At 54.1% G+C, this 26,058-nt stretch carries 23 protein-coding genes; 11 read left to right on the plus strand and 12 right to left on the minus strand.

The window, feature by feature from the left end:
- Positions 1-2 precede the first annotated feature (2 nt).
- Positions 3-3,398, plus strand: coding sequence for a DUF3971 domain-containing protein (locus L0666_RS01980; protein WP_235257580.1), 3,396 nt, complete (start codon positions 3-5; stop codon positions 3,396-3,398).
- 20 nt (positions 3,399-3,418) lie between these two features.
- A complete protein-coding gene (queA, locus tag L0666_RS01985) occupies positions 3,419-4,465 on the plus strand; it encodes a tRNA preQ1(34) S-adenosylmethionine ribosyltransferase-isomerase QueA (RefSeq protein ID WP_235257582.1) in 1,047 nt (348 codons plus the stop codon).
- Positions 4,466-4,474: 9 nt separating this feature from the next.
- On the opposite strand, the gene L0666_RS01990 is transcribed toward queA, so the two are convergent.
- On the minus strand, positions 4,475-5,311 hold the full coding sequence (locus L0666_RS01990; RefSeq protein WP_235257599.1) for a HalD/BesD family halogenase: 837 nt from the start codon (positions 5,309-5,311) through the stop codon (positions 4,475-4,477).
- Between the two features lie 266 nt (positions 5,312-5,577).
- On the opposite strand from L0666_RS01990, the gene L0666_RS01995 reads away from it, so the two are divergent.
- From L0666_RS01995 to uvrA, 6 genes are all read left to right on the plus strand, one after another.
- Positions 5,578-6,849: an MFS transporter gene (locus L0666_RS01995; protein ID WP_235257606.1), complete on the plus strand. Its 1,272-nt coding sequence runs from the start codon at positions 5,578-5,580 to the stop codon at positions 6,847-6,849.
- Positions 6,850-6,950: 101 nt separating this feature from the next.
- Positions 6,951-7,544: a DUF924 family protein gene (locus L0666_RS02000; RefSeq protein ID WP_235257614.1), complete on the plus strand. Its 594-nt coding sequence runs from the start codon at positions 6,951-6,953 to the stop codon at positions 7,542-7,544.
- A 56-nt stretch (positions 7,545-7,600) separates the two neighbouring features.
- Positions 7,601-9,139 (plus strand): diguanylate cyclase, encoded by a 1,539-nt coding sequence (locus L0666_RS02005; RefSeq protein ID WP_235257624.1) that lies wholly within the window; start codon positions 7,601-7,603, stop codon positions 9,137-9,139.
- A 111-nt stretch (positions 9,140-9,250) separates the two neighbouring features.
- Positions 9,251-10,624 carry a dihydrolipoyl dehydrogenase gene (gene lpdA / locus L0666_RS02010; RefSeq protein ID WP_235259541.1) on the plus strand — a complete coding sequence of 458 codons (1,374 nt, stop codon included), beginning with the start codon at positions 9,251-9,253 and terminating at the stop codon, positions 10,622-10,624.
- Between the two features lie 91 nt (positions 10,625-10,715).
- Positions 10,716-11,864, plus strand: a complete 1,149-nt coding sequence (locus tag L0666_RS02015; protein ID WP_235257640.1) for an MFS transporter — start codon at positions 10,716-10,718, stop codon at positions 11,862-11,864.
- A 91-nt stretch (positions 11,865-11,955) separates the two neighbouring features.
- The gene (gene uvrA / locus L0666_RS02020; protein ID WP_235257650.1) at positions 11,956-14,811 is read left to right on the plus strand and encodes an excinuclease ABC subunit UvrA; all 2,856 of its coding nucleotides are present in this window, start codon (positions 11,956-11,958) and stop codon (positions 14,809-14,811) included.
- On the opposite strand, the gene mmsB is transcribed toward uvrA, so the two are convergent.
- The 5 genes from mmsB to L0666_RS02045 form a co-directional block, all read right to left on the minus strand.
- Positions 14,812-15,672 (minus strand): 3-hydroxyisobutyrate dehydrogenase, encoded by an 861-nt coding sequence (gene mmsB / locus L0666_RS02025; protein WP_235257659.1) that lies wholly within the window; start codon positions 15,670-15,672, stop codon positions 14,812-14,814.
- Positions 15,669-16,712 (minus strand): enoyl-CoA hydratase/isomerase family protein, encoded by a 1,044-nt coding sequence (locus tag L0666_RS02030; protein ID WP_235257661.1) that lies wholly within the window; start codon positions 16,710-16,712, stop codon positions 15,669-15,671. The genes mmsB and L0666_RS02030 overlap by 4 nt, the downstream gene beginning before the upstream one ends.
- 3 nt (positions 16,713-16,715) lie before the next feature.
- Positions 16,716-17,834 carry a carboxylate-amine ligase gene (locus tag L0666_RS02035; RefSeq protein ID WP_235257663.1) on the minus strand — a complete coding sequence of 373 codons (1,119 nt, stop codon included), beginning with the start codon at positions 17,832-17,834 and terminating at the stop codon, positions 16,716-16,718.
- Between the two features lie 350 nt (positions 17,835-18,184).
- Positions 18,185-18,757, minus strand: a complete 573-nt coding sequence (locus tag L0666_RS02040) for a L,D-transpeptidase (RefSeq protein WP_235257665.1) — start codon at positions 18,755-18,757, stop codon at positions 18,185-18,187.
- 156 nt (positions 18,758-18,913) lie between these two features.
- Complete coding sequence (locus L0666_RS02045) at positions 18,914-19,228, minus strand: hypothetical protein (protein WP_235257667.1); 315 nt, start codon at positions 19,226-19,228, stop codon at positions 18,914-18,916.
- A 346-nt stretch (positions 19,229-19,574) separates the two neighbouring features.
- Between L0666_RS02045 and L0666_RS02050 the strand changes: the two genes are divergently transcribed.
- Both L0666_RS02050 and coaD read left to right on the plus strand, forming a co-directional pair.
- Positions 19,575-20,012, plus strand: a complete 438-nt coding sequence (locus L0666_RS02050) for a CBS domain-containing protein (protein ID WP_235257669.1) — start codon at positions 19,575-19,577, stop codon at positions 20,010-20,012.
- Positions 20,013-20,074: 62 nt separating this feature from the next.
- Positions 20,075-20,575, plus strand: coding sequence for a pantetheine-phosphate adenylyltransferase (coaD, locus tag L0666_RS02055; protein WP_235257676.1), 501 nt, complete (start codon positions 20,075-20,077; stop codon positions 20,573-20,575).
- A gap of 62 nt (positions 20,576-20,637) precedes the next feature.
- On the opposite strand, the gene L0666_RS02060 is transcribed toward coaD, so the two are convergent.
- From L0666_RS02060 to gap (L0666_RS02080), 5 genes are all read right to left on the minus strand, one after another.
- The gene (locus tag L0666_RS02060) at positions 20,638-20,799 is read right to left on the minus strand and encodes a hypothetical protein (protein ID WP_235257678.1); all 162 of its coding nucleotides are present in this window, start codon (positions 20,797-20,799) and stop codon (positions 20,638-20,640) included.
- A gap of 228 nt (positions 20,800-21,027) precedes the next feature.
- Positions 21,028-22,029, minus strand: a complete 1,002-nt coding sequence (gene gap / locus L0666_RS02065) for a type I glyceraldehyde-3-phosphate dehydrogenase (RefSeq protein ID WP_235257686.1) — start codon at positions 22,027-22,029, stop codon at positions 21,028-21,030.
- Positions 22,030-22,131: 102 nt separating this feature from the next.
- Positions 22,132-22,275 carry a hypothetical protein gene (locus L0666_RS02070; RefSeq protein WP_216037019.1) on the minus strand — a complete coding sequence of 48 codons (144 nt, stop codon included), beginning with the start codon at positions 22,273-22,275 and terminating at the stop codon, positions 22,132-22,134.
- Positions 22,272-23,102 carry a hypothetical protein gene (locus L0666_RS02075; protein ID WP_235257695.1) on the minus strand — a complete coding sequence of 277 codons (831 nt, stop codon included), beginning with the start codon at positions 23,100-23,102 and terminating at the stop codon, positions 22,272-22,274. Before L0666_RS02075 ends, L0666_RS02070 begins: the two co-directional genes overlap by 4 nt.
- 53 nt (positions 23,103-23,155) lie before the next feature.
- Positions 23,156-24,157 (minus strand): type I glyceraldehyde-3-phosphate dehydrogenase, encoded by a 1,002-nt coding sequence (gap, locus tag L0666_RS02080; RefSeq protein ID WP_235257703.1) that lies wholly within the window; start codon positions 24,155-24,157, stop codon positions 23,156-23,158.
- Positions 24,158-24,450: 293 nt separating this feature from the next.
- Here gap (L0666_RS02080) and L0666_RS02085 point away from each other — a divergent pair, with 293 nt between their 5' ends.
- Positions 24,451-25,419 carry a DUF808 domain-containing protein gene (locus L0666_RS02085; protein WP_235257705.1) on the plus strand — a complete coding sequence of 323 codons (969 nt, stop codon included), beginning with the start codon at positions 24,451-24,453 and terminating at the stop codon, positions 25,417-25,419.
- Between the two features lie 12 nt (positions 25,420-25,431).
- Here the strand turns inward: L0666_RS02085 and L0666_RS02090 are convergent, their stop codons facing one another.
- Complete coding sequence (locus L0666_RS02090) at positions 25,432-26,019, minus strand: DUF4329 domain-containing protein (protein WP_235257707.1); 588 nt, start codon at positions 26,017-26,019, stop codon at positions 25,432-25,434.
- Positions 26,020-26,058: the final 39 nt, after the last annotated feature.

Here is a 26,058-nt window from a genome sequence, read left to right on the forward strand (position 1 = left end):
CAATGAGTGAGAGCAGTCCACAATCTACCCCAAAAGAAACAGAAGGGGACGTTTCAGCGGATCAAGCTGAGGGCGACACAGCCGTGGAAGAAACGGCTGTGGACGACATAGATGTAGAAGAGGCTGGAACGTCTGGGCGCAAACCACGCTGCCCGAAACGACGACGGCGGATTTGGTGGTCCTTTAGGGCAGTCATCTTGGTGCTGGTCGTTGCACCGTTCCTAATGTTGGCTATCGCGGCTGCGCTTTTGATTGGCCACGAAGTGAGCGCGCCGTCTTGGATCGTGCGCGAGGTAGAACGCCGCGCAGAAGAAGTTTTGGCCGGTGGCGAACTTGGCTTTGGGGCGATGAAGTTTACCGTCGGTCAAGATCTGCACCCACAATTGGTTTTGGAAAACGCTGTTTTGCGGGATGCAGATGGTGTGGCTTTGGCCCGCGTGCCAAGAATTGAAGGGCAAATTTCACCGCGCGGCGCGTTGCAAGGGCGCGTATTGGCGCAAGAAATCCGTCTGACGGGGGCACAGATATCCCTAAACAGGGCGAATGACGGCACTGTCGCGTTCGCCTTTGGTCAGGGAAATTCGGCATTGGTAGCGGCGGACGGTTTCCTAGGATTGCTGGATCAGATCGATCAAGTATTTGAAGAGGGCGCATTGGAAGCGCTGGAGCAAGTCCACGCTGAAGGGCTGATCATTAACTACGTCGATGCGCGTGCGGGCCGATCTTGGGTGGTGGATGGCGGGCGCATTGACCTCGACCTGCGCGATGGTGACCTTGATTTGCGGGCAGATGTTGCGCTGTTGTCGGGGCGGTCTTACGTCACCACCGCTGAGCTGACCTATGCATCAGCACGTGACAACCGATCCGCCCAGATCGGGGTGGCCATTGATAGCGCCGCTGCCGAAGATATCGCCAGCCAATCACCTCTTTTGGCTTGGCTGGCCATTTTGGATGCGCCGATTTCTGGTTCTGTTCGCGGTGAATTGGACACGCAAGGTTCGCTCACGGGGGCCTCTGCGACCTTGCAAATCGGAGCAGGGGAAGTTCGGCCAACGTCGCAGACCCGTCCGGTTCCTTTTGAAGGTGCACGGACTTATCTGCGGTATGACCCTGTGACCGATCAAATGATTTTTGATTCCATAGAGGTCGATAGCGATTGGGGCCGTATCGAGGGCACTGCACAAACCTATTTGCGGGAATACACCAATGGCTGGCCCGAGGCACTGTTGGGGCAGGTTCAGATCAACGAACTTAATTTCGCACCCGAAGGGGTCTATGACGAACCAATTGAGTTGAGAGACGGCAGTCTAGATTTCCGTCTGCGGCTGGACCCGTTCACGTTGGATATCGGGCAGGCGGTTGCCATGGTCGATCAGACACCTTTGCATCTGTCTGGTCAGGTCTCGGCCTTGATTGATGGCTGGTCCGTATCACTTGATGCATTCGCAGACGAGATTGGCATCGATAAGGTCATGCAGCTGTGGCCCACAGCCGTCGCGCCGCGCACGCGAACCTGGCTGTCGGAGAACATCAAAGATGGGACTGCGCGCAACGCCAACATAGCGTTCCGAGCCTATCCCAATGCGCGCCCCAATATTGCGCTGACTATGGACTTAAGCGGTGGTCAGGTGCAGTTCATGCGCACTCTGCCACCCATTGATGGCGCACGCGGTACCTTATCCATTGTAGATCGGCGGGTCGCTTTGACCTTAGAGGCGGGGCATGTGACGGCACCGGAAGGCGGAAGGTTGGATCTGTCAGGCAGTAGTATGGTGATCCCGCAAACAGGCATTCCCAACCCTCCGGCGCGATTTGATCTGGCGTTGAACGGGCGGATCACAGCGGCGATGTCAATTCTGTCTCAACCGCCGTTTAACGTGCTTCGGAATTCAGATTTGCCGGTCAGCTTTGCCCAAGGACGCGCTGATGTGGTTGCGTCTATCGACATGCCGCTTGGCAAGGATGTCGCGCCACAACAAAGGATATGGAGCGCAACCGCACAATTGCGCGATGTGCGTTCCGAGGTTCTGATCCCTGGTCAAGTGTTGACCGCATCGGCTTTGCGGTTGGCCGTTGATCCAAGCAGCCTTGTGGTGCGCGGGCCTATGCGGTTGGGCAATGTAGGGGCTACGGCAGTGTTTTCGCGGGCCTTGGGGGCAGGGTCAGAGGGCACTGCCCGCGTTGAGGCCGAGGTCACGGTTGGACCTGCTTTCTTCAATGCCTTCAACATCAATTTGCCCGATGGAATGGTGAGCGGTGAGAGCCAAGCGCAACTTGCCTTGAACCTTAGCGATCCATCGGCGCCGACATTTCGTCTGACGTCTGGCCTTCAAGGCACCAGCCTGTCACTACCTGCAGTTGGTTGGTCAAAAGCGCGCAATTCTACGGGTGCGTTGACGGTTGCTGGGCTGTTGGGTGATCAGCCGCGTATTGACGAATTTTCAATCTCTGCGCCGGGGTTGAATACCTCAGGAACGATCCGTTTGGCAGCGGGAGGCGGGCTTGAACGCGCCGCATTCAGAAACGTGCGACTTGGAGGCTGGCTAGACGCACCTGTCGTGTTGATCGGACGCGGGCAGGGCCGCCCCTTAGAGGTTCAGATCGCGGGCGGCACGTTGGATCTTCGGGCTGCTAATTTTGGCCAATCCGGCGGTGAAGGTGGGCCAATGGACATCGCGCTAGACAGCCTTCGTGTGTCAGATCAAATAAGGATCGATGATTTTCGGGGCAATTTCATCTCGACTGGTGGATTGCAGGGCGAGTTTAGTGGCAACATAAATGGCTCGGCGCCGGTGCGCGGCACTTTGGTTCCTGTTGAGGGTCGACCTGCTGTGCGTATCGTTAGCAACGATGCCGGAAGCCTATTTCGCGCCACCGGATTGCTTCGCAATGCTTATGATGGCGATTTGCAACTGACGCTTATACCGACTGGCGCCGAAGGGACCTATGACGGGACACTTGTAGGGAGCGATTTGCGTGTTCGTGATGCCCCTGCTTTGGCATCATTGCTTGATGCGATTTCTGTGGTTGGACTGTTGAGCCAGCTCGACGGCCAAGGGCTGATGTTTAACAACGTTAATGCAGAGTTTCGTCTGACGCCAAACCAAGTAATCCTCACGCAGTCGAGCGCCACTGGACCGGGTCTGGGCGTTTCAATGGACGGGATATATCAGCAGGTCGCAGGGCAGATGGATTTTCAGGGTGTGATCTCACCGTTTTATCTGCTGAACGGCATTGGGTCTGTGTTGACGCGGCGCGGTGAAGGGTTGATCGGGTTTAATTTCAACCTGCGGGGTCCCGTTGACAACCCGCAAGTAATCGTCAATCCGCTGTCCGCGCTGACGCCGGGAATGTTCCGTGAGATTTTCCGACGGCCGCCGCCAACCATTAGCCAATAGGCGCCAAGGATAGACGATCCATGAAACTAAGCGATTTTGATTTTGACCTGCCAGATGAATTGATTGCGGTGCGGCCTGCACGGCCCAGAACGTCTGCCAAACTGCTGGTGGCGCAAGGCGATCAGATCCGCGATCTGGCCGTTCGTGATCTTGTGGATGTGCTAAAGGCTGGGGACCATTTGGTTCTGAATGACACCAAGGTTATTCCCGCGCGGTTGTTTGGTGAACGCCACCGCGAAACACGTGACGGGCCAGGGATCGCAAAGATCGAAGTGACTTTGCTGGAACCGCAAGCCAATGGAACGTGGGCCGCTTTGGTCAAACCGATGCGTAAACTGCGCGAAGGTGAAGTGATTGTGTTTTCGCCTGACTTGTCAGCCGTTTTTGTTGGGCGAGGCGACGATACCGCGTTTCTAGAATTTAATCTTACGGGTGATGATTTTGACGCGGCGCTGAATGACGCTGGGGCCATGCCTTTGCCACCTTATATTGCGGCCAAACGACCTGCGGATGCACAAGACAAAGACGATTATCAGACGATTTGGGCGGCGCAAACCGGGGCTGTCGCAGCACCAACAGCATCGCTACATTTCGAACAGTGGTTGCTTGATGAGCTTGCCGCGAAGGGTGTGAAGTTCAGCCATGTGACGCTTCATGTGGGGGCTGGCACGTTCCTGCCCGTCAAGGTCGAAGATGTGGCGGATCACAAGATGCATTCCGAATGGGGACAGGTCAGCGCAAAGGCTGCCGCCGATATCATGGCTACCAAAGCGGCGGGTGGCCGTGTCATCCCTGTGGGAACGACGGCCTGTCGGCTGATCGAAAGCGCGGGGCGTTCAGGCGTGTTACAGGCTTGGGAAGGGGATACGGACATCTTCATCACACCGGGGTTCGAATTCCAGATCACGGATGGGTTGATGACAAACTTCCACCTGCCGAAATCCACGCTGATGATGCTGGTCAGCGCGCTGATGGGGGCAAAAGCCATCAAAGATATCTATGCACACGCCATCGAAAACGATTATCGCTTCTTCAGTTACGGGGACAGTTCAATCCTGTTGCCCTAGGCGCTTGGGTCAATCGATGTAATTGTCATTGCGAACGCCCGCGCGTTCGTAATGAACGGGAAGAACGCGACCATAAAGCTGTTTGGCCCGTTCCGGCGTTGCCACCATGCCCGGTTCTTCAACGTAGGACAGGATCGCCACATAGCGTGGGCGATTGCCCGAGAGCGGGGCGACCCGATGTAGGCTGTTGCGGCCCCTAAACAGTTGTAAATCGCCGGGCTCAAGCTGAAGCGATGTAACCTGATCTGATGTGCCGTCCAAAACCTTTGCCACTTCTTCGAAGTTTTCACCTTTGTCGCGTATACCGGCGGCGTATTCGAATTCCCCACCGCGTTCCGCATTCTGGATCGCCAATGTTACTGTGAAATTGTTGGTATCAAAGTGCCATGGAAACCCTGTGCCTTCTTCGGCGAGGTTTACAATCACGTCAGCTAAAGGATCAGCATACCGGTGGAATTTTTCTTCTTCCAAGCAGGCTTGGATGAATGCGTCAAATCCGGGCGTGTTATAGATGCGGCGCAAAGGGCCGTCGTCTGAAAAATTATCGGCGGCCACAAACGCATTTGAGCGGTCAAAGAACCGTCTTTGAGGGTGAGAGGGGGCGAGGCTCTCGTCATCTTGTGTGAAGTAAGCGTTGGTTCGGTTGTAGGAACGATGTGCGTTTGGTGCGACGGTGTCGGCCTCTGCGATCAAGGCGTCGATACCAGCCGGTGTCAGGAACCCACGCAGCACGGCACATCCATCTGTCGCAAGGGCTGCACGGGTTTTATCGATCACGGGTTGAAGTTGCTGTGCACTTTCCGTGATCGGATAATCGCTAAAGTTTATGAAACTGTGATCGTTCATGGTTCAACCTTTCGCTGTGCTTATATGATCCAAAAATCGTAGAGGTTGGGCTCAGATTAGGTCTAGGTCCAAGTGCGACGTACCAGTGTCGTATTCGAATGATGGAGAGACGGGATTGCGCATTGGCCTTTATTAATTTGCGAAAACCCGTCCTGAACAACGCAATTGGGCAAAAGTGCGATTGCGTCATCGACTGTCGCTTGTATAGGGGCGCTGATGACGGCGTCGTGAAAAGGTCGTCTTAGAAACGCACAAGGATTCGCGTCATGGTTAAGGTTTTCTTCGGGTCTTGGGCATTGTTCCTTGGCATGTTCATGTTGATGGTTGGGAACGGCCTGCAAGGGACGTTGTTGGGCATCCGTGGCGGCATTGAAAACTTTTCGGCCTTTCAGATGTCTATTGTCATGTCGGGTTATTTTGTCGGCTTCTTGGGCGGATCGCGGCTTGCGCCAGAAATGATCCGCCGTGTCGGTCATGTCCGTGTCTTCGCGGCCCTTGGATCAACGATTTCGGCTGTTTTGATCTTGTATCCAGTCTTGCCGGAAGTCTGGGCATGGACGTTGGGACGGGTGGTGATCGGGTTCTGTTTCTCCGGTGTTTATGTCACCGCTGAAAGCTGGTTGAACAACTCTGCGACGAATGAAAACCGTGGCCAGTCCCTTAGCCTTTATATGTTGGCACAGATGTCGGGTATTGTGGTCGCACAAGGTATCCTGAGCATCGGTGATGTGGGCGGCTATGTCCTGTTTATCATTCCGTCTGTACTTGTGTCCTTGGCCTTTGCGCCGATTTTGTTGTCAGTACAGCCAACTCCAGCTTTTGATACGACGCGACCGATGAGCATCCGAAAGCTTGTTGAAACGTCTCCGCTTGCCTCAGTTGGGATGTTTTTCCTTGGTGGAGTGTTTGCAGCGCAATTCGGTATGACAGCGGTTTACGGAACAGAGGTCGGACTGAGCGTCGGACAGATTTCAGTTTTGGTCTCGTCCATCTATATTGCGGCTCTCGTTGCGCAATATCCGATTGGTTGGTTGTCTGACCGAATGGATCGTCGTTTGTTGATTGTCGGATTGGCAACTTTTGGCGGATGTGGTGCGTTTTTGGCTGCGTTGTCAGGTGGCGATTTCTATACAATTCTCGTAGGAGCCGCGATCGTTGGTGGGACGTCGAATCCACTCTATGCGCTCTATATCGCTTACGCGAACGACTTCCTTGAACACGAAGACATGCCTGCAGCCTCAGCCGGATTTATTTTTATCAATGGTGTTGGCGCGATTATGGGCCCGATCCTTTTGGGGTGGGCGATGGGTGTGTTTGGTGTGGCGTCGTTTTGGGTCGCGGTTGCGATCTTGATGCTCGCTGGGGCTGCTTATGGTCTATTGCGGATGCTACAGCGTCCAAGCGAAACGGACGTGGCGGACATGACGTCATATGCACCGATCTTGGCCAGCGGGTCGCCCGTCGCGGTGGATATGGCGCAGGAGTATTATATCGACGCTGAGATTGAGGCCGAAACCGAGGCCGAACAAGATGAGTAACCTAGCCCAAGGGTAAAAAACCTACAGGTTGTCAGATGTTACCTATTCTGTAACGCTACGATGCTAAGGGGAGCGAGACGGGCGAAAAAAAGGGACGGAAAATGGTCACACCGGAACACGTACTGACGTATTGGCTTGATGAGGTCGGGCCGAAGGGCTGGTATAATGGAGGAAGCGAACTTGACCAACAGGTTCGGGATAAGTTTGAACCGACTTGGACCCAAGCCCAAGAGGGCGCTTGTGGATTGTGGCTGACATCGCCGATTGGAGCCTTGGGCTACATCATCCTAATGGACCAATTTCCCCGCAATATGTTTCGCGATCAAGCGGCGGCTTTTGCGTCGGACCAATCTGCGCGGGCAGCCACTAAGGTTGCCATTGAAAAGGATTGGGATCTAAAACTCCCAGAACCTGCACGACAGTTTTTCTACCTTCCCTTGATGCATTCCGAAAATTTGATTGATCAAGACCGCGCTGTTCGTCTTATCGCGACCCGGATGTCGGACTCTGACAGTCATCTGCGCCATGCTCGGGCACATCGCACTGTGATCCGTCAATTTGGCCGTTTTCCATATCGCAATGCCGCGCTTGGGCGAAAGACAACCAATGCTGAGGCGGAATGGCTTTCGGATGGGGGATATAAATTAGCCCTGGATGAAGTGGATGACGTCACCAAAGCGAAAGAGGGCGAATAGAAACGTTTTCGTAATGTTTGACATGCAAAGGTGAACGCCAATTATTGGTGGGCCCGATGACGAAATCAGACAAAATCGAAGACGGTGACCCCGTGCATAGGGACGTAAATTCGCCAGCTTCAACGTGGCGTGATGCCTTTACAAGTGACGACAGCATGTCGGTCACGCTACAAATCATGAATGCAATGGAACAAGGTATCTTGGTTTGGTCCGCCAGCGGGACCTGTGAGTTGTTCAACACACGTGTCTTTGACGTTCTCGAACTTGAGCCGACAGATCTGGGGATTGGAACATCGCGTAATGATTTCTTAGCGTCGGCGCGGGCTCGGGGTGAACTGAGCGCTGAAAAACACGCCGAAACCGATCTGAAATTTAGTCGCCGTGAACCGTTTCAATTTGATCGCAACCTGCCTTCGGGTCGCGTTGTGGCAACCTATGCGCGCCCGACACGAGAAGGCGGATTCGTTGTCACCTTCACCGATGTATCCGTGGCCCGCCAGAACGAAGCAAAACTCGCCGAGGCGAAACATGCAGCTGAACAGGCTGAAGCAAAAGCAAAACAAATCCTACAGGAAGAACGGGCGCGTCGCGCAGAAGCGCGTGCCTTGGCTGACCTCGATGAATGGCTGCAGTCCTGTAAGTCACTGACTGAACTTTATCACATTGTCGAAAAGTTTCTCGCCGGTCTCATTCCGGGGAGTAAGGGAGAGCTCTATATCTATTCCAACTCCCGCGATGTTCTGGATGGTGTTTGTGAGTGGGGCGACACCCAAGGCATCAACGACCATATAACAGCGGATGAATGTTGGGCGTTACGGCGTGGGCGTGGATTTCAATTTAAGCCAGAAACGCTCTGTCTACCCTGTGATCACCTTCATGGAGAGATGGCGGATACTCCGGGGAACTATTCTTGCATACCTGTTGTGGCCCATGGCGATACGGTGGGAATGCTACATGTCGAATTTGACTCGAAGAGTTCATATGATGAACTGAAAGCAATGGGCCGCTTTGCCAGTCGCAGCGCTGAACATATTTCTATGGCGATCGCGAATGTGAAACTGCGCGACGAACTGCATGCACAATCAATTCGTGACCCTTTGACAGGCCTGTATAATCGTCGCTACTTCATGGACGCGATGCGACGGGAAACCTCAATGTCGGATCGTGGGGGGCAGGGCTATGGCCTCATCTCTTTGGACGCCGACAAGTTTAAGACATTCAATGACAATCACGGTCATGAGGCTGGAGACGCTGTGCTGCGCGCCTTGGGCGAGCAGATGATTGCGTCAATGCCGGAAAATTCCGTATGCGCCCGCGTCGGTGGGGAGGAATTTGCGGTGTTGTTGCCCAAATCGAATCTCGATCAAGCTATGGAACGCGCTGAAGCCCTGCGAGAAGCTGTTGCTGCGCTTGCGGTACATAGTTCATTCGGGATGCTACCAAAGGTCACCATCAGTTCAGGAGTCGCGGCGTATCGTGGGGACAACACATCGCCCAATCTATTGATGAAACGCGCAGATGAGGCGCTTTACGCTGCGAAGGCCGATGGGCGCAACTGTGTAAAGCCCGCGACATCAGGCCAAACGACGCCGTGATAGGTTTGCATAGCGGGGTTGACCTGTGGTCACTGGCGGTCGGAATAAATTTAGTTTAATGCTAAACTAAATCTGGACGAGGAGGATCCCAGCGTGGCCCAAAATTTTGATATGATCGTAATCGGCGCTGGCCCTGGTGGCTATGTGGCGGCCATTCGTGGCGCGCAATTGGGCCTAAAGGTCTGTGTGGTAGAACGTGAACATTTGGGCGGCATTTGTCTTAACTGGGGTTGTATTCCAACCAAAGCGTTGCTGCGTTCGGCCGAAGTGTTCCATCTGATGCACCGCGCTAAGGATTTCGGTCTTAAAGCGGATGGCATTGATTATGATCTGCCAGCAGTCGTGAAGCGGTCTCGCGGGGTTGCAGGCCAATTGTCTGGCGGTATCGGTCATCTGTTGAAGAAAAACAAATGCACCGTGGTCATGGGCGAAGCCAAGATTACGGGTAAAGGTAAAGTCTCCGTTAAGACAGACAAAGGGTCGGAAGAGCTGACGGCGAAAAACATCGTTGTCGCCACAGGTGCACGCGCCCGTGAATTGCCCGGTCTTGAGGCGGACGGCGATCTCGTATGGACATACAAAGCTGCGCTTGATCCTGTGCGCATGCCGAAAAAGTTGTTGGTGATTGGATCTGGTGCCATCGGCATTGAATTCGCAAGTTTTTACAACACTTTGGGCGCAGATACGACAGTGGTCGAAGTCATGGACCGTGTTCTTCCTGTGGAAGATGCAGAGATTTCAGCCTTTGCGAAAAAGCAGTTCGTTAAGCAGGGCATGAAGATTATGGAAAAAGCCATGGTCAAGCAACTTGATCGCGGCAAAGGCAAAGTAACCGCTCACATCGAAATAAACGGTAAGGTCGAGAAGCAAGATTTCGACACTGTTATTTCTGCGGTTGGTATCGTTGGCAATGTAGAAGGCCTCGGCCTTGAAGAGGTTGGTGTAAAGATCGATCGCACCCACGTTGTCACAGATGAGTACTGCCGCACGGGCGTGGATGGGCTTTATGCCATTGGCGATATTGCGGGTGCCCCTTGGTTGGCCCACAAAGCGTCCCACGAAGGCGTTATGGTTGCCGATCTAATTGCGGGCAAATCTGCCCATCCGGTCAAACCAGAATCCATCGCCGGCTGCACATATTGTCATCCGCAAGTTGCCAGCGTCGGCTATACCGAGGCCAAAGCCAAAGAACTGGGCTATAAAATCAAAGTGGGTCGTTTCCCGTTCATTGGTAACGGTAAGGCGATTGCGCTTGGCGAACCCGAAGGCATGGTCAAGACCATCTTTGACGCAAAAACTGGCGAACTGTTAGGCGCTCATATGGTTGGGGCAGAGGTCACAGAGATGATCCAAGGCTACGTCATTGGCCGCAAACTGGAGACCACAGAAGAAGACCTGATGGAAACCGTCTTCCCGCACCCGACACTGTCAGAAATGATGCACGAGAGCGTTTTGGACGCCTACGACCGCGTCATTCATATGTAAGACCCCGTGTTGGTTTCGAAATGTATAAGGGCGTCCTAATCGGACGCCCTTTTGCGTTGCCCCGACCGCCGCGCGGGCGTAGCCATTGCGTATGAACGTTCAGCACACAGATAGCAGCACACATTGGCCCATGATCGTCTTGCTTTGGGCGACAGGGCTGTTGGCGGCCTCGCAATTTGCAAAGATCTCTCTCACCTTTGATGAGCTTCAGGCGGTTTACCCCAACGGGTCCGTGGCCTTGGCTGTGTCGGGTGTGTCGGTTGTTGGCATCTTGGGCGGGGCTATGGCAGGCTATTTTGTCGCGAGGATTGGCGCACGGCGTGCTGTACTTGGGGCGGTGGTGTTTTCCGCGATTGTGTCGCTTTCACAAGGGATTAGCTTGCCGTTCTGGTTGTTTATGGTGACGCGTATTGCCGAAGGGTTTGGCCATTTATTATTGGTCGTAGCTTTGCCAACGATGATGGCGGCGCTGGCGCGGCCTAACGATAGAAGCGTCGTTATGGGGCTTTGGGGCACGTTCTTTGGTGTAGGCTATGCTCTTATGGCGTTGGCTGTGCCTTCGGTCTTGGCGTGGGGCGGACCGACGGCGGTATATATGGGGCACGGGGTTTTGCTGGCGGGGTTGTTTCCGCTTTTATGGATCGCCTTGCCACAGGTAATGTCGGGCAAGGCCAGGATGCCCAATGTCGTCGAAGTCCATCGCGCAATCTTTTCGAACCCACGTTATTTCGCACCCGGTTTGGGCCATGGTATCTACACGTCTTTGTTTATCGCGTTGGTGGCTTTTTTGCCCGCGACGTTAGATGCAATTTGGTTAACGGCTGTGCTGCCCTTGGCCAACCTGTCCGGCACCTTTGTAAGTGGTTTCATCGCCCGTGTTTTGCCCGCGTCACGCCTGTCGATTGGAGGCTTCGCTGTGGCTGCGGTTTTGTTTGCGGTGTTAGGATTAACCGGTTCGGTTGGCGTGGCGTTGCTAGCCCTATTCGCCACAGGCGTTACGGCTGGGGCGAACTTTGCGGCGGTGCCAGAATTTAACACCCGTCCCGAGGATCAGGCCCGTGCAAACGGTGCCGTTGCCCAGATCGGTAATATTGGCACATTTACGGGCACTCCGGTGTTTGCGCTGGTCGCTGGAAGCCTATGGGGCCTTGTCGGTGTAAGCATCGCAATCTGTCTTGCGGGTGTGGTGTATGCTGGTTTCGCATACATGCGTGCCAGAATGTCAGCAGAGAACGGTTAATTCTTTCCTATGTTCCACTATTGTTCTATATCGGGGTTGGTCAATGCACCAATGCCCCTTATGTGGTGGCAAGTAATATCGGGGGGCCAGTATGGCTGAGCTTAAGAATATCGAAGTGCGCGGCGCGCGCGAACATAATCTCAAGAACATCGACGTGGATATTCCACGCGATCAGCTTGTGGTGATAACGGGGCTGTCCGGGTCGGGTAAGTCGTCATTGGCCTTTGATACGATTTATGCCGAAGGGCAGCGTCGGTACGTTGAATCCCTGAGCGCTTATGCCCGTCAGTTCCTTGATATGATGGGGAAACCTGATGTGGATCACATCAGTGGTTTGTCCCCCGCTATTTCGATTGAACAGAAAACCACCAGTAAAAACCCGCGTTCCACTGTGGGCACTGTAACCGAAATTTACGATTACATGCGCTTGTTGTTTGCACGCGTCGGGACGCCGTTTTCCCCAACCACGGGCCTGCCGATTGAAGCCCAGCAAGTACAAGACATGGTCGATCGTGTCATGGACATGGAAGAAGGGACACGAGGGTATCTTTTGGCGCCGATCGTGCGGGACCGCAAAGGCGAATACCGCAAAGAATTTTTAGAACTCCGAAAGCAGGGCTTTCAGCGTGTCAAAGTGGATGGTGAGTTCTATGAGCTCGACGAGCCGCCGACGCTGGATAAAAAGTTCCGCCATGACATTGATGTGGTTGTTGATCGGATCGTGGTACGCGAAGGCTTGGAAACCCGTCTGGCTGACAGTTTCCGGACGGCTCTGGACCTTGCGGACGGGATTACAGTTCTCGAGACCGCGCCAAATGAAGGTGATCCAGAACGTGTGACGTTCTCTGAAAACTTTAGCTGTCCTGTGTCCGGCTTTACGATTCCTGAAATTGAACCACGTCTTTTCTCGTTCAACGCGCCGTTTGGGGCGTGCCCGTCCTGTGATGGTTTAGGGGTTGAGCTGTTTTTCGACGAAGGTTTGGTCGTTCCAGATAAGACATTGAAGATCTATGACGGTGCCTTGGCCCCGTGGCGCAAAGGTAAATCGCCGTACTTCCTGCAAACCATCGAAGCCATCGCTAAGCATTACGAATTCGATAAGAATACTCGTTGGAAAGACCTTCCGGCGTTTGTGCAGCAGGTTTTCCTTTATGGATCTGGCGACGAAGAGATCAAGTTCCGCTATGATGAAGGCGGGCGCGTCTATGAGGTGTCCCGCGCGTTTGAGGGCGTGATCCCCAATATGGAACGTCGTTATCGTGAGACAGATTCAAACTGGGTCCGCGAAGAATTTGAACGTTATCAAAACAACAGGCACTGCGGAACCTGTGGTGGTTATCGTCTTCGTGAAGAAGCACTGGCAGTTAAGATTGCGGGGCTTCACGTGGGCCAAGTGGTTCAGATGTCCATCAACGAGGCATATGAATGGTGTAAGTCCGTTCCAGATCACCTCGGCAAACAAAAGAACGAAATCGCCGTGGCGATCCTCAAGGAAATACGCGAACGGCTTGGGTTCTTGAACAATGTTGGCCTTGAATACCTGACGTTAAGCCGTAATTCCGGCACCTTGTCAGGTGGTGAAAGCCAGCGCATTAGGCTCGCCAGTCAGATTGGGTCAGGATTACAAGGTGTGCTTTATGTCTTGGACGAACCCAGCATTGGGTTGCACCAGCGCGACAATGACCGTCTTTTGACGACGCTGAAGAATCTGCGCGATCAGGGCAATACGGTGATTGTGGTCGAACACGACGAAGAGGCTGTGCGTGAGGCGGATTATGTCTTTGATATTGGTCCAGGGGCAGGGGTCCACGGCGGGCAGGTGGTGGCGAAAGGCACGCCTGCCGAAATTATTGCCAACCCTGACAGCATCACGGGTGACTACCTAGCGGGACGTCGCGAGATTGCAGTGCCTAAGGTGCGCCGAAAGGGTAACAAAAAGAAGGTTACCGTGAAAAAGGCGAGCGGGAACAATCTGCAAGCCATCACCGTTGATTTTCCTTTGGGCAAGTTCGTCTGTGTGACGGGCGTGTCTGGAGGTGGTAAATCCACGCTGACGATTGAAACCCTGTTCAAGACAGCCTCAATGGCGTTGAACGGGGCGCGCCAAACGCCTGCACCGTGTGAAACCATCAAGGGACTAGAGCATCTTGATAAGGTTATCGACATCGATCAGCGCCCAATTGGACGCACACCACGCTCGAACCCTGCGACATACACTGGGGCCTTTACGCCGATCCGCGATTGGTTCGCGGGCCTACCCGAAGCCAAGGCGCGTGGATATAAACCAGGGCGGTTCAGTTTCAACGTAAAGGGTGGGCGCTGTGAGGCCTGTCAGGGTGATGGCGTCATCAAGATCGAGATGCACTTCTTGCCAGATGTCTACGTCGAATGTGAAACCTGTAAGGGCAAACGCTACAATCGCGAAACCCTAGAGATCATGTTCAAAGGCAAAAGCATTGCCGATGTTTTGGACATGACCGTCGAAGAGGCACAGGGCTTCTTTAAGGCTGTGCCAAGCATTCGTGACAAAATGGATGCGCTGATGCGGGTTGGTCTGGGCTACATCAAAGTGGGCCAGCAAGCGACGACGTTGTCGGGCGGTGAGGCGCAGCGCGTAAAGCTGTCCAAAGAACTGGCCAAACGGTCCACAGGTCGCACATTGTATATTTTGGACGAGCCAACCACCGGTTTGCACTTTGAAGATGTTCGAAAATTGCTAGAAGTGCTGCATGAGCTGGTCGAAGGTGGCAATACAGTTGTGGTGATTGAGCACAATCTCGACGTGGTAAAAACCGCCGATCATGTGATCGATATCGGTCCCGAGGGTGGCGACAAAGGAGGCACCGTTGTGGCCATCGGCACACCTGAACAGGTGGCCGAGGTTGAGGGGTCACATACGGGCCGCTACCTCAAAGAGATGCTCGCGGCCCGCGTGGCGGCTGAGTAATCAGTCGCCCGCCAAAAACGGCAACATGGCAGAGAAATCCATGCCGCCCATGCCCTGAAGTTCGACGAAGTCTGCATAGACTTCTGTGGCGCGTTCACCCATCGGGGTGGATGCGTTCACGGCCCCTGCGGCCTGCTGTGCGAGACGCAAATCCTTGAGCATCAGTGATGCCGCAAAACCGGGAATGTATGAATTATCAGCGGGCGTCTCTGGCCCGACCCCTGGCGCGGGGCAATAGGCGTTCATGGACCAGCTGTAGCCTGACGAGGTGCTTACGACGTCGAACATCTTTTGACGATCAAGGCCCAGCTTATCCGCCAAGGCAAACGCTTCGCAGGTCGCAATCATTGTCGCGCCGAGGATCATGTTGTTGCAAATTTTGGCAGCTTGACCTGCGCCTGCCTCGCCGCAATGCACTGCCTTTTGGCCCATGATATCGAACAACGGATCGGCAATTGCAAAGGCCGCAGCACTGCCACCCGCCATAAATGTTAGTGTGCCGTTCGTTGCTCCGCCGATGCCACCAGAAACAGGCGCATCAACGGACAAAAGCCCTGTTTTTTCAGCGGATGCAGCGACATCTCGGGCGGATTGGACATCAACAGTAGAGCAGTCCAGATGGAGTGCGCCCTTGGTCATGGCGGGGTGAATGTCTTCAGCGACAGAACGCAAAATGTCACCGTTTGGCAGCATGGTAATTACCACCTCTGCTCCATCTACAGCGGCTGCGACTGTTGGTGCACAGGTGATGTCATCGGGCGCAGCCATGGTATCAAAGCCCGTGACGGAATGGCCAGCGGCGATCAAACAACGCGCCATTGGGGCACCCATGTTTCCTAGGCCGATAAAGGTTATTTTCATTTTTGGGCTCCAGTTAAATCCAGTGGTGGTTTTGTGGGGTAGCTCATGGCGAGAACGTCCGCGCCGCTGACGGCCGACCAATCCTCGTGACGCCATTTCGGTGTACGGTCTTTGTCGATAATCGCAGCGCGTATGCCCTCAAGGAAGTCGCTGTGTTCCATACCGCGTGATGTGAACCGGAATTCATGATCTAGGGCGGCTTCGATGGTGTCTGCCAAGCGCACTTTATGAATCAAAGCCACAGTTGCGCACAGCGAAAGCGGTGAATGCCGCTGCATCAGTTTCTTTCCGTGGGCGATTGCTTCGTGGGGAGCGTCTGGCATGGCGCGCCATATGTCGCCCATGGTTTCGCCGCCAAAGACAGCGTCGATGTCTGTTTGCCACCCTTTAAGACGGCTTTCAGGGTGGGGTTTGGCGAGGGCATCAACAGCCGTCCAATCGCCTGTTTTGCAAAGGTTAAGGATCAAGGAGTCCCAATACTCGCGGGGGACATAGTAGTCCGCAAACCCGGTGTAGATCGCGTCCCCAGCGTCCAATCTGTCCGCCGTCAATCCAATGTATTCCCCCAGACGCCCCGGTGCGCGGGCAAGGATCAGTGATCCCCCGACATCAGGGACCAGACCGATGGACACTTCTGGCATGGCGATTTGACTATTCTCACACACGATACGGTGGGACCCATGACAACCGACACCGACGCCGCCGCCCATGGTAAAGCCCTGCATGAAGGTGACGACGGGTTTTGGGAAATTGAACAGCTTGGCGTTCATCCGGTATTCGTCACGCCAGAACCTTTCACCGTAGCTGTAATTCTTACGGGTTCCGTTGTCATATAGGTCTTGGATGTCGCCCCCCGCGCAAAAGGCTTTGTCGCCAAGCGCATCAATCACAACAAGTTCGATAGCATCGTCATCAGCCCAAACATCGATAGCGGCTTCAATGGCAAGGCTCATGTCCCAAGTGAGCGCGTTCAACGCATCAGGGCGGGTCAAGGTGATACGGCCTGCGCGGCCTTCGGTACGGATGTGGATGTCGTCCAAGGTTCAAATATCCATGCTATATTCGGCGATAAGATGATCGACGATGGTGTTTGTTTTGGTCGCGGTGTCGCCTTGCGTTGCGTGAAATACGGCGCGTTGGCGTTCGCTACTTGTGCCGTCAGATAGGATGGTCCGCAACCCGTCCAATTCACGCGTGCAGTGTAACGCGTCGGCGTCCTGTTCAACCAAGTCCATAAGTTCGTTGAACAATTCCGCGTAAGGAACAATTTCGCCGCGGCCAAAGTCTATCAAACCTTTGGTGGTTCCATAGCGCTGTGCACGCCAACGGTTTTCACGGACCAGAAAAGTGTCATAGCGCCGCCAACGTTGGTTTTTCACACGCAATCGCCACAACATCCGGCATAGACATTGCACCAATGCAGCAATCCCGACCGCGTGGCTGAGGCGGGGGGAAACGTCGCAAATACGGGTCTCCAATGTCGGAAAGCTGGCTGAGGGTCGTAAGTCCCACCAGATTTTCGAGCTGTCCTCAATCACGCCTACATCCACCAAGGCCTGAACAGATCGTTGGTATTCGTCCCAGCTGTCTAGGGTAGGCGGAAGGCCAGTTCGGGGTAGGTTGTCAAATATTGACAACCGATATGACGCGAGACCCGTATCGTCACCTTGCCAAAACGGCGAGGAGACCGACAACGCAAGAAGATGTGGCAGGAAATAGGTTAGTTGCCCCATCAGGTCAGCGCGTAAGGCGTTATCGTCCAATCCAACGTGCACATGCATCCCGCAGATCAACATACGTCGCCCGACGCCGCCCAGATCGTCATGAAGCTGATTGTAGCGGTCTTTGTCGGTGTGGTGCTGTTCTTTCCAATCCGCGGACGGATGACAAGATGCTGCGATGGGGGTCAAACCATACGTCGCAGCACAGTCGCGAATGGTACGCCGCAGATGTGCAAGGTCTTCGAACGCGTCGGCGGCGGTCTTGCACACGCCGGTACCGACTTCGATCTGGCATTTCAGGAACTCGGGGCTGACTTGGCGACCCAGTTTGGTTTGGCATTCGGCCATCATCGCGTCTGGTACGGTCGCCAGCGTGCGCGATTCAATGTCGACCAGAAGATATTCTTCTTCGATCCCGATTGTGAAATCTGGTTCCGCCATTGTGCCTCCCTGAAGGATAGAGTGAAGCCCGTTCCCAGAAAACGCAATTCCAAAGCTAGGGCCGCGACAATGTGTATTATTTCCCAGATCTGACATCTATCATGGGCCTTCAATCCGGGATGTGCCGGAGGCGTTATCCAGGGCGGAAAGAATGCCTTGATGTGTCAGGCGTATTCGGCCGCTGCGGGGCTGACGCACGAAGACTATATCGATGGAGTTGCGATGGGCTGATGGCCCACTATCGAAGCGTGGTTGTTTGACCCAGAGCTGCAGGCACTGTCGCGGTAAGACAGAGGTTGAAAGAGAAACGCCGCGGCCATTTGGGCGCGGCGTTAGTCATTAGAGGCTAGTTACAGAAGTCGGACTTGCGTGCCCACTTCAACGACTGAAAACAGCTCTGCGATGTGTTCGTTATAAAGCCCGATACAACCTGATGAGCTTTGGCGTCCAATTTTGCGAGTGTCATGGGTGCCGTGGATCAAATAGGCGGGCCAATCGAGGTACATCGCGTGGGTCCCAAGTGGATTGCCCGGCACGCCACCTTCAATGCTTTGTGGTAGGTCTGGATCTCGTTCGCGCATGGATGCAGTTGGGGTCCAGCTTGGGCCGACCCGTTTGCGTACAATCTGCGAATAGCCACGTCGTGTGAGTTCTTCGGACATGGGTACGGACGATGGGTACAACCGATAAGTGCCGTCTGCTGCCCAGTAGTGCAGAGCGCGGCTGGCTATGTCCGCAAGGATCGCGCCATTCCCGAGCGCGCTAAAATGGTCCTGCCATTCCTGCGTGACAAAAGAGGACGCGTTGCGCTGTGGTGCATCTTGGGCCGCCAAGACGGAGGGGGCCGTCAAAAGGGTCGGGGTCGCCAATGCGGCCGCCCCACCAATCAAAAAGCTACGTTTCGTCTGCATGCTTTGCTCCATTCGTTTGTACCTGTGCTGTCACACGAACAGGGTTGGATCAATCCAAACCGTGTCACACTCGCGTGAAGCAGGCGAGTATTGGCCCATTACGATATGGTGGTCTGGATTTAAGAAAATGCACGCGTTTGACGTATTCTAGTCAGTAGCGGGCAATGATTATTCGGACCGTGCAGCGGTGTTCTCGGATAGGCTGTCGACCAGCTCGATAAGATCTTCTCTCCGTCCGCCTAGAATATGCAATGCGTTATCAAGCGTAAAAGCCGTGCGAATGATTGTCGTCTTTGACCATTCCCATGGCCTTCGGGCCATTTCTGCCATTTCAGCGGCGGGCCCTTCAGGTGCGTAGAATACAAATAATTGTTCACCAATATTTTGCGGGTAAATATCCGCCAACTGAGCCATGAACGCGAGGTACTTGGGATAATCAATATCGTAACTGCTGACCCGGCTGAAATCGAAAAAATGTGTCATGCCAGGTTCGACGGATGGCTCTTTTGCAAAACGAGTGGCTGCAGAAATGAGCTCGTCGGCTGTTATGTGGCCATGATAATAAATGACCGCCAAAGATGGATTGGATAGAAATGTATAGTCAACCGGCATAACGTCGTTCACCCCAACCAATAAACGCCCAGTCATTTATCGTTAAGTAATTCTAACGATCAAATGCTTCTCCTGGAAAGGTTTTTGTAAATATCGCCTTTGTGTAGGTTTCTCAAAGAGCTTTTGAAAATGACTAATTGTTTTGCCGTTTGCCTTCTTGACAGGCACGGGGGCCAAGGGCGTAGGCTAGTGGCAGAGAAAACATAAGGAATCTGCCATGCTTGTATCCCAAATCCTCAAGTCCAAAGCGCAAGACGGCGTGTTGACTTTGACGTCAGACGCATCAGTTGGTGAAGCCGCTGAAGTCATGTCAACCAAGAGGATTGGTACGATTGTGGTGAGTGACGATGGCGGCGCCACGGCAGCAGGTATCTTGTCGGAACGCGATATCGTGCGCAATTTGGGTACGTCGGGGACGTCCTGCCTTACGGGGACGGTCGGGGACATGATGACCAAGAAACTGGTGACATGTGGTCCGTCTGACACCTCGTTGTCGGTCCTTGAAAGCATGACCGAAGGGCGGTTCCGCCACATGCCAGTTTTGGACGACGGGAAACTTGTCGGATTGGTTTCGATCGGCGATGCGGTCAAAGCGCGGCTTGCCGAATTGGCGATGGAAAGAGATGCCCTTGAAGGCATGGTCATGGGCCACTAGAACGCCTGCCAACACTGGGAGGCGAGGAAAGACACCTCGCATTGGCTTTTTGGGGAACATCTATGCGCATCGGTCTTTATCCAGGGACGTTTGATCCCGTAACACTTGGGCATTTAGACATTATTCAGCGTGCTTGTTCGCTGGTGGATAAGCTGGTTATTGGCGTCGCGATCAACCGCGACAAAGGGCCGATGTTTTCGTTGGAAGAACGTGTTGCGATGATTGAGGCGGAATGCACCGCGTTATCCGCCAAGACAGGCTGCGAGATCGTCGCCCATCCGTTTGAAAATCTGTTGATTGATTGCGCTAAAGACGTGGGTGCGTCCATTATCGTCCGTGGCCTTCGGGCTGTGGCGGACTTTGAGTATGAATATCAAATGGTTGGCATGAACCGCCAGTTAGATGCCAGTGTGGAAACTGTGTTCTTGATGGCGGATGCCCAACATCAGGCGATCGCCAGCAAGCTGGTGAAAGAAATTGCGCGTCTTGACGGGGATGTCAGCAAGTTTGTGACACCTGCTGTCAATACGGCCCTCAAAGAACGGCTGCAAAAACCGTCTTGAATCGAAAACGCCCCACCGATTGACGGGCGGGGCGTTGAATGTCTGTTAAGCCGAATGTTGGCTTAGCCGTAGACTGCGCGCGTTGCGATCTTGTCAGCGTCGGATGGGAAAATCCCGAGATCTTCAATCGCAAATTCTGTTGGCAGATGTGCGATTGCGTCACGTGTCCGGTTGTAAGCTGCACGTTTTGCGAGGCGGTCACGGAGTGTGTTCATCAATGTCATGTCTATCTCCTTGGTTCGGTTTGTTTGTTGTCTTGCCATTCAACATAGAGATGCTGCGCTGCAGCGGTAGCGCTATAATTTCAAAGCCCGTTATGCGCTGAGCGCATGGGTGTGTGGTAACGCATTGAAATTAAATGATTCTGAATTTCGGGAGATCGCGAACGAACAGCGAAACAAAAAAGGCCTCCCGATCGGGAGGCCTTTTAAGGAATTAATTGAGGGTCGATCTTAGATCAATTTGCCCATTGCAACAGCTGTATCGCTCATCCGGTTGGAGAAGCCCCACTCGTTGTCATACCACGTCAGGATACGTACCATGTTGCCTTCGAGAACCTTCGTCTGGTCCATGTGGAAGATGGAGGACGCTGGATCGTGGTTGAAGTCACAGCTGACCATTGGAAGGTCCGTGTAATCCAAAACGCCTTTCAATGGGCCATCAGCCGCTGTGCGGATCGCAGCGTTGACTTCTTCAACTGTCGTGTCGCGTGACGCCTCAAACGTCAGATCAACAACGGAGACGTTTGGTGTTGGAACGCGGATCGAAACACCGTCCAGCTTTCCGTTCAGTTCCGGAAGAACAAGACCTACAGCCTTTGCGGCGCCTGTGCTTGTCGGGATCATGGACAAAGCCGCAGCGCGCGCGCGGTAGAGGTCTTTGTGCATTGTATCCAGTGTCGGTTGGTCACCTGTATAGCTGTGGATTGTTGTCATAAAGCCTTTGTTGATGCCGATTGCATCGTTGAGGACTTTCGCAACAGGGGACAGACAGTTCGTTGTGCAAGATGCATTAGAAACAACGATGTCGTCGGCCGTTAGAAGGTGATCGTTGACGCCGAACACGATTGTTTTGTCGGCATCTTTACCTGGCGCAGAAATCAGAACGCGGGAGGAACCGTTCTCAAGGTGCGCCTGGCAGGCTTCTTTGCTTGTGAAGATGCCGGTGCATTCGAGCACGATATCAACATCGCCCCATGGCAAGTCAGCAGGGTTACGCAATGCAGTTACGCGCATTGGGCCACGGCCAACGTCGATGGTGTCTTCTGTGGTTGTAACGGTCGCTGGGAAACGGCCATGAACAGAGTCAAATCGCAACAGGTGTGCGTTTGTTTCTACAGGTCCAAGATCGTTGATGGCGATTACTTCGATGTCAGTACGGCCGGATTCGATAATTGCGCGCAATACGTTGCGGCCGATGCGGCCAAAGCCGTTAATTGCTACTTTTACGGTCATGGGAGCCTCCACAGTTTGGTCAGCGAAACGTGGCGTCGGAATGCAGCCACTGTTGGCGCTAACATCCCCAAAATCGCGGGAAGGTCAACCCATGGAGGCGTTTTAGCGCCAGATCGCGAGATAGTTGATCAGCTCTATACCTTTTTTGGCAAGAAATACCCCAGCGTCTAGATGCAGGACATAATGATCCAGTACAAAAAAGCCTACGATAAGCAGGATAAGGATGATCGAGAGTTTAGTGGTCATGGTCCGACTGCGTACAGCTTTCCGTCTGGATATTGAAGGCGTATTTCGATCAGTTCCAAGGCTCCCGACGGTGTGCGGTAATAAATCTTTGCCGAATAGCCCGGTGTGATTGTGGGCCAGTAGGACGGCAGAGGCGGGTTTGGAGGGATGATTGGAGTGCGATTGACCGGAGGGGCCGTATCGAGCTCCTCGATGGTGGTGGCTGGGGCTGCCTGTTCAGTGGCGGGCGTGGGATCGGTGTGTGGTGGTTGCTCGTACCGAGTGCGTACCGATAGTCGATTTGCATTGGGGTCGATGGTGACCGTTTCGGTGCCGTCGAGGGCAACGTTAATCGAGACGCCTTCGTAGGTGCCGAACCGCTCGAAATGTGCTGCTTTTGCTCGTTTCTGATCTATTAGGGTCCAGCTGACGATGATTATCAGCATGCCGATCAGGCCCAGCATTCTGATTATGAACAGGATTTCCAGTTTGCGATCCAAGTCGGCCAAACGGGGGCTTTGGACGTTGCCACTTTTATAGGCGGCGTCCAATGTGTGGGCTTTGGCAGCGCCGGACGGCGCTACGGCGATCGGGACATAGGGCGCTGTTTCGACGCGGGCCAGAAGCCGAGGTGTGTACCCGGCCAAAATGGCCATACCAACAATGCCGAAGAAGACGGCCAAAGTCATACCTGTCGCCCGATCCTCCACGAAGAAAGCGTTGTAGAGGGAAAAGAAAACCGCGGCATACCCTAGAGCAGTGCGCAGCAGGCTATATCTCAGGCGCCATGCTTGACGCCGTTCCTGTGCAGCGATCTGAAAGTCCGAATAGTTGTTTGCGTCCGGCATCTACAGGCTCCTGTCATACAGGCAGTAGCACCGCATTTGGGCGAGAGTTTGACCTAGTTCAAACGACCCATATGGGCGGCAACATCAGCCATACGCACAGAGAAACCCCATTCGTTGTCATACCATGCCAGCACCCGCACGGTGCGCCCGCCGATGACTTTGGTCTGATCAGGCGCAAAGATCGAGGAGTGCGGCGTGTGGTTGAAGTCGATCGAAACTTTGGGTTCTGGATCGTAAGACATCACCATGCCCATGTGACCGGAACAGGCTTCTGCGACGACTTCGTTAACGTCTGCAACAGTCACGTCTTTGGCCGCTTCAAATGTCAGGTCAACGCAAGACACGTTCGGGGTCGGGACCCGCATCGCTGTGCCGTCCAGTTTGCCAGCCATTTCCGGTAGCACCAAAGACAGGGCTTTCGCCGCGCCTGTGGATGTCGGGATCATTGCCATCGCCGCAGCTCGTGCGCGGTACAGATCGCTGTGGCGGCGGTCCAAGGTTGGCTGGTCGCCTGTGTAGCTGTGAATTGTCGTCATCAAACCGCGATCAATGCCGATTGACTCGTTCAACACTTTGACCAGCGGCGCGAGACAGTTTGTCGTGCAGGAGCCGTTGGACACCATGCGGTCCTGCTTTTCCAGATCGCGGTGGTTCACGCCGTAAACGATGGTTTTATCGACGTTCGTTGCAGGGGCAGAGATCAGTACCTTGCCCGCTCCGCGTTCGAGGTGCACTTTGGATTTTTCACCGTCGTTAAACTGGCCCGTGCATTCTAGAACCACATCGCAGCCATCCCAATCCAATTCGTTAGGATCGTATGTCGACATCATGTCGATCGGGCCACGCCCAAGGTCGAGCTTGCCGTCATTGACCGTGATCTCACCCGGAAAGCGACCGTGAACACTGTCATAACGCAGCAGGTGCGCATTGGTTTCGACGGGACCTGTCGCGTTGATCTTGACGACTTGAATGTCGTTACGCGCGCTTTCAGCGATGTGAGAAAGCGTGCAGCGGCCAATTCGGCCAAATCCGTTGATACCTACAGTGACGGTCATGTGTGAGTTCCCTCAGGTTTTCGATTTGCCTTGTTCTAGGGGGATGCTGTTCTGTGACCAAGTAAAATATGATGATGTTTCAGTATGTTAGCGTTAACCGTGCCGTCCCGCGACAGGTTTGCGCTAACACTTTTGGACGGTCTAGCGACGTTTGCGCTAACCGTTGGAGCAATTGCAGCATTCTTACCGCCGTAAAGAATCAGCGCACGATCAAACACGGCTGTACCCACGTCAGGCCTTGCGGCCCGCGCTGTGATGGCTAATTTGGCGCAACACCAGTTGGAGACTTAAAGATGAGCGGTTTGATTGCCCTGTTAGATGATGTTGCGGCGCTGACGCGGATTGCAGCGACGAGTATTGATGACGTCGCAGGCATGGCAGCCAAAGCAGGGACCAAGGCAGCTGGCGTCATTATTGACGATGCTGCGGTCACGCCGAAATACGTGACGGGGCTGGATCCGAAACGCGAACTGCCGATCATCTGGAAAATCGCGCGTGCGTCATTCTTTAGTAAGCTGGTGATCCTGCTACCGGTGGCGATGCTGCTAAATGCCTTTGCGCCGGTGCTGTTGATCCCGTTGTTGATGCTGGGTGGTTTGTATCTGTGTTTTGAAGGGGCCGAGAAAATCTATCACGTGTTGGTGCCTCATGGGGATGCCCACGTAGAAGCTGATATGGACGTTGGCGATCCGGCGCATCTGGAAGAGAAGCGCGTCAAAGGGGCAATCAAGACAGATTTTATTCTGTCTGCAGAGATCATGACCATTTCGTTGAATGGTATTGTTGATGAATTCCCTGATGCGGGATTGTGGTTGCAGGGGGCAACCTTGGCCGCAGTGGCAATTGCGATCACGATTGTCGTCTATGGCACGGTCGCGTTGATTGTGAAGATGGATGACGTTGGCGCGTGGTTCGCGATGAATGGTAAGACGGGGTTCGGCCGTGGCTTGGGACGTGGTCTTGTACATGGCATGCCAAAATTGTTGACGGTGCTGTCTATTGTTGGCACGGCGGCTATGCTGTGGGTTGGCGGGTCGATCCTTGTCCATGGGCTTCATGACGGGGCATTTTTGGGCTGGGAGCAACCATATGGCTTTATCAAAGATATGTCGCACACGGTTGCTGGCGATAGCGGCTTTGGGAACTGGGCTGTGACGGCCTTTGCCGATGGTGTGTTGGGGCTTGCGGTTGGGCTGTTGCTTATCCCGATCGTGACCCGCGTGATTGCCCCGCTGTTTGGCGGTGGCGAAACGGCGCATTAAACGGCGCCTGGTTCAGTACACCTGAGACTGCGAATAGGACTGCTGGATATCGGCATCATAGCGGTCATCGTATCCGGGGTCAGAAATGACGCAGGAACGTCCGCACAGCTGGCGGGTGCTGCGGGTGGCATGATCATTCAGCCAAACACGCCCACCTGGCGTTGAGACATAGCCGTTTATGCCGTAGTTGAAATCTCCCTGCAGATCGATACCAGACGGTATCTCGCCCCTCAGGCGCGGAGAATAACCGCCGTGGGTGTGATAGCTGGCTAGGATGCCGGTGCCAATTTGGGGTTCGGGCATTTCGCAGCCAGTACGCGTTCCAGCGACGGGAACGGTCGCTTTCAACTGGCCGAACTGGTCCAGCCAGATGTAGCCGCAATACTCGCGTTTTTCGGCGATAGAGATGGTTTGCAATTCGTTCAGGACGCCAATCGCGAACTGATCCACAACAATTCCAGAAGGCGCGTCAGCCGCTACGACACTAAATCCCTCATCCCCAGGCATGAGCCCTAATGGAGACACCTGACGGGAGTTCAGGCCCACTTGTGGGGCGCAGGCAGAGAGAGTGAAGGTGAGTATGGCTGCGGTTCGGATCATATCGGGTCCTAATCTTTGCGCCATACTGACATACTTAAA

The organism is Octadecabacter algicola, from assembly GCF_021532625.1.
Classification (GTDB): Bacteria; Pseudomonadota; Alphaproteobacteria; order Rhodobacterales; family Rhodobacteraceae; genus Octadecabacter; species Octadecabacter algicola.

Bases quoted from the DNA above. Each gene is read 5' to 3' on its own strand.
- L0666_RS01980 (WP_235257580.1), top strand. From the start codon at position 3: ATGAGTGAGAGCAGTCCACAATCTACCCCAAAAGAAACAGAAGGGGAC.
- queA (WP_235257582.1), top strand. From the start codon at position 3,419: ATGAAACTAAGCGATTTTGATTTTGACCTGCCAGATGAATTGATTGCG.
- L0666_RS01990 (WP_235257599.1), bottom strand. From the start codon at position 5,311: ATGAACGATCACAGTTTCATAAACTTTAGCGATTATCCGATCACGGAA.
- L0666_RS01995 (WP_235257606.1), top strand. From the start codon at position 5,578: ATGGTTAAGGTTTTCTTCGGGTCTTGGGCATTGTTCCTTGGCATGTTC.
- L0666_RS02000 (WP_235257614.1), top strand. From the start codon at position 6,951: ATGGTCACACCGGAACACGTACTGACGTATTGGCTTGATGAGGTCGGG.
- L0666_RS02005 (WP_235257624.1), top strand. From the start codon at position 7,601: ATGACGAAATCAGACAAAATCGAAGACGGTGACCCCGTGCATAGGGAC.
- lpdA (WP_235259541.1), top strand. From the start codon at position 9,251: ATGATCGTAATCGGCGCTGGCCCTGGTGGCTATGTGGCGGCCATTCGT.
- L0666_RS02015 (WP_235257640.1), top strand. From the start codon at position 10,716: ATGAACGTTCAGCACACAGATAGCAGCACACATTGGCCCATGATCGTC.
- uvrA (WP_235257650.1), top strand. From the start codon at position 11,956: ATGGCTGAGCTTAAGAATATCGAAGTGCGCGGCGCGCGCGAACATAAT.
- mmsB (WP_235257659.1), bottom strand. From the start codon at position 15,672: ATGAAAATAACCTTTATCGGCCTAGGAAACATGGGTGCCCCAATGGCG.
- L0666_RS02035 (WP_235257663.1), bottom strand. From the start codon at position 17,834: ATGGCGGAACCAGATTTCACAATCGGGATCGAAGAAGAATATCTTCTG.
- L0666_RS02040 (WP_235257665.1), bottom strand. From the start codon at position 18,757: ATGGAGCAAAGCATGCAGACGAAACGTAGCTTTTTGATTGGTGGGGCG.
- L0666_RS02045 (WP_235257667.1), bottom strand. From the start codon at position 19,228: ATGACACATTTTTTCGATTTCAGCCGGGTCAGCAGTTACGATATTGAT.
- L0666_RS02050 (WP_235257669.1), top strand. From the start codon at position 19,575: ATGCTTGTATCCCAAATCCTCAAGTCCAAAGCGCAAGACGGCGTGTTG.
- coaD (WP_235257676.1), top strand. From the start codon at position 20,075: ATGCGCATCGGTCTTTATCCAGGGACGTTTGATCCCGTAACACTTGGG.
- L0666_RS02060 (WP_235257678.1), bottom strand. From the start codon at position 20,799: ATGACATTGATGAACACACTCCGTGACCGCCTCGCAAAACGTGCAGCT.
- gap (WP_235257686.1), bottom strand. From the start codon at position 22,029: ATGACCGTAAAAGTAGCAATTAACGGCTTTGGCCGCATCGGCCGCAAC.
- L0666_RS02070 (WP_216037019.1), bottom strand. From the start codon at position 22,275: ATGACCACTAAACTCTCGATCATCCTTATCCTGCTTATCGTAGGCTTT.
- L0666_RS02075 (WP_235257695.1), bottom strand. From the start codon at position 23,102: ATGCCGGACGCAAACAACTATTCGGACTTTCAGATCGCTGCACAGGAA.
- gap (WP_235257703.1), bottom strand. From the start codon at position 24,157: ATGACCGTCACTGTAGGTATCAACGGATTTGGCCGAATTGGCCGCTGC.
- L0666_RS02085 (WP_235257705.1), top strand. From the start codon at position 24,451: ATGAGCGGTTTGATTGCCCTGTTAGATGATGTTGCGGCGCTGACGCGG.
- L0666_RS02090 (WP_235257707.1), bottom strand. From the start codon at position 26,019: ATGATCCGAACCGCAGCCATACTCACCTTCACTCTCTCTGCCTGCGCC.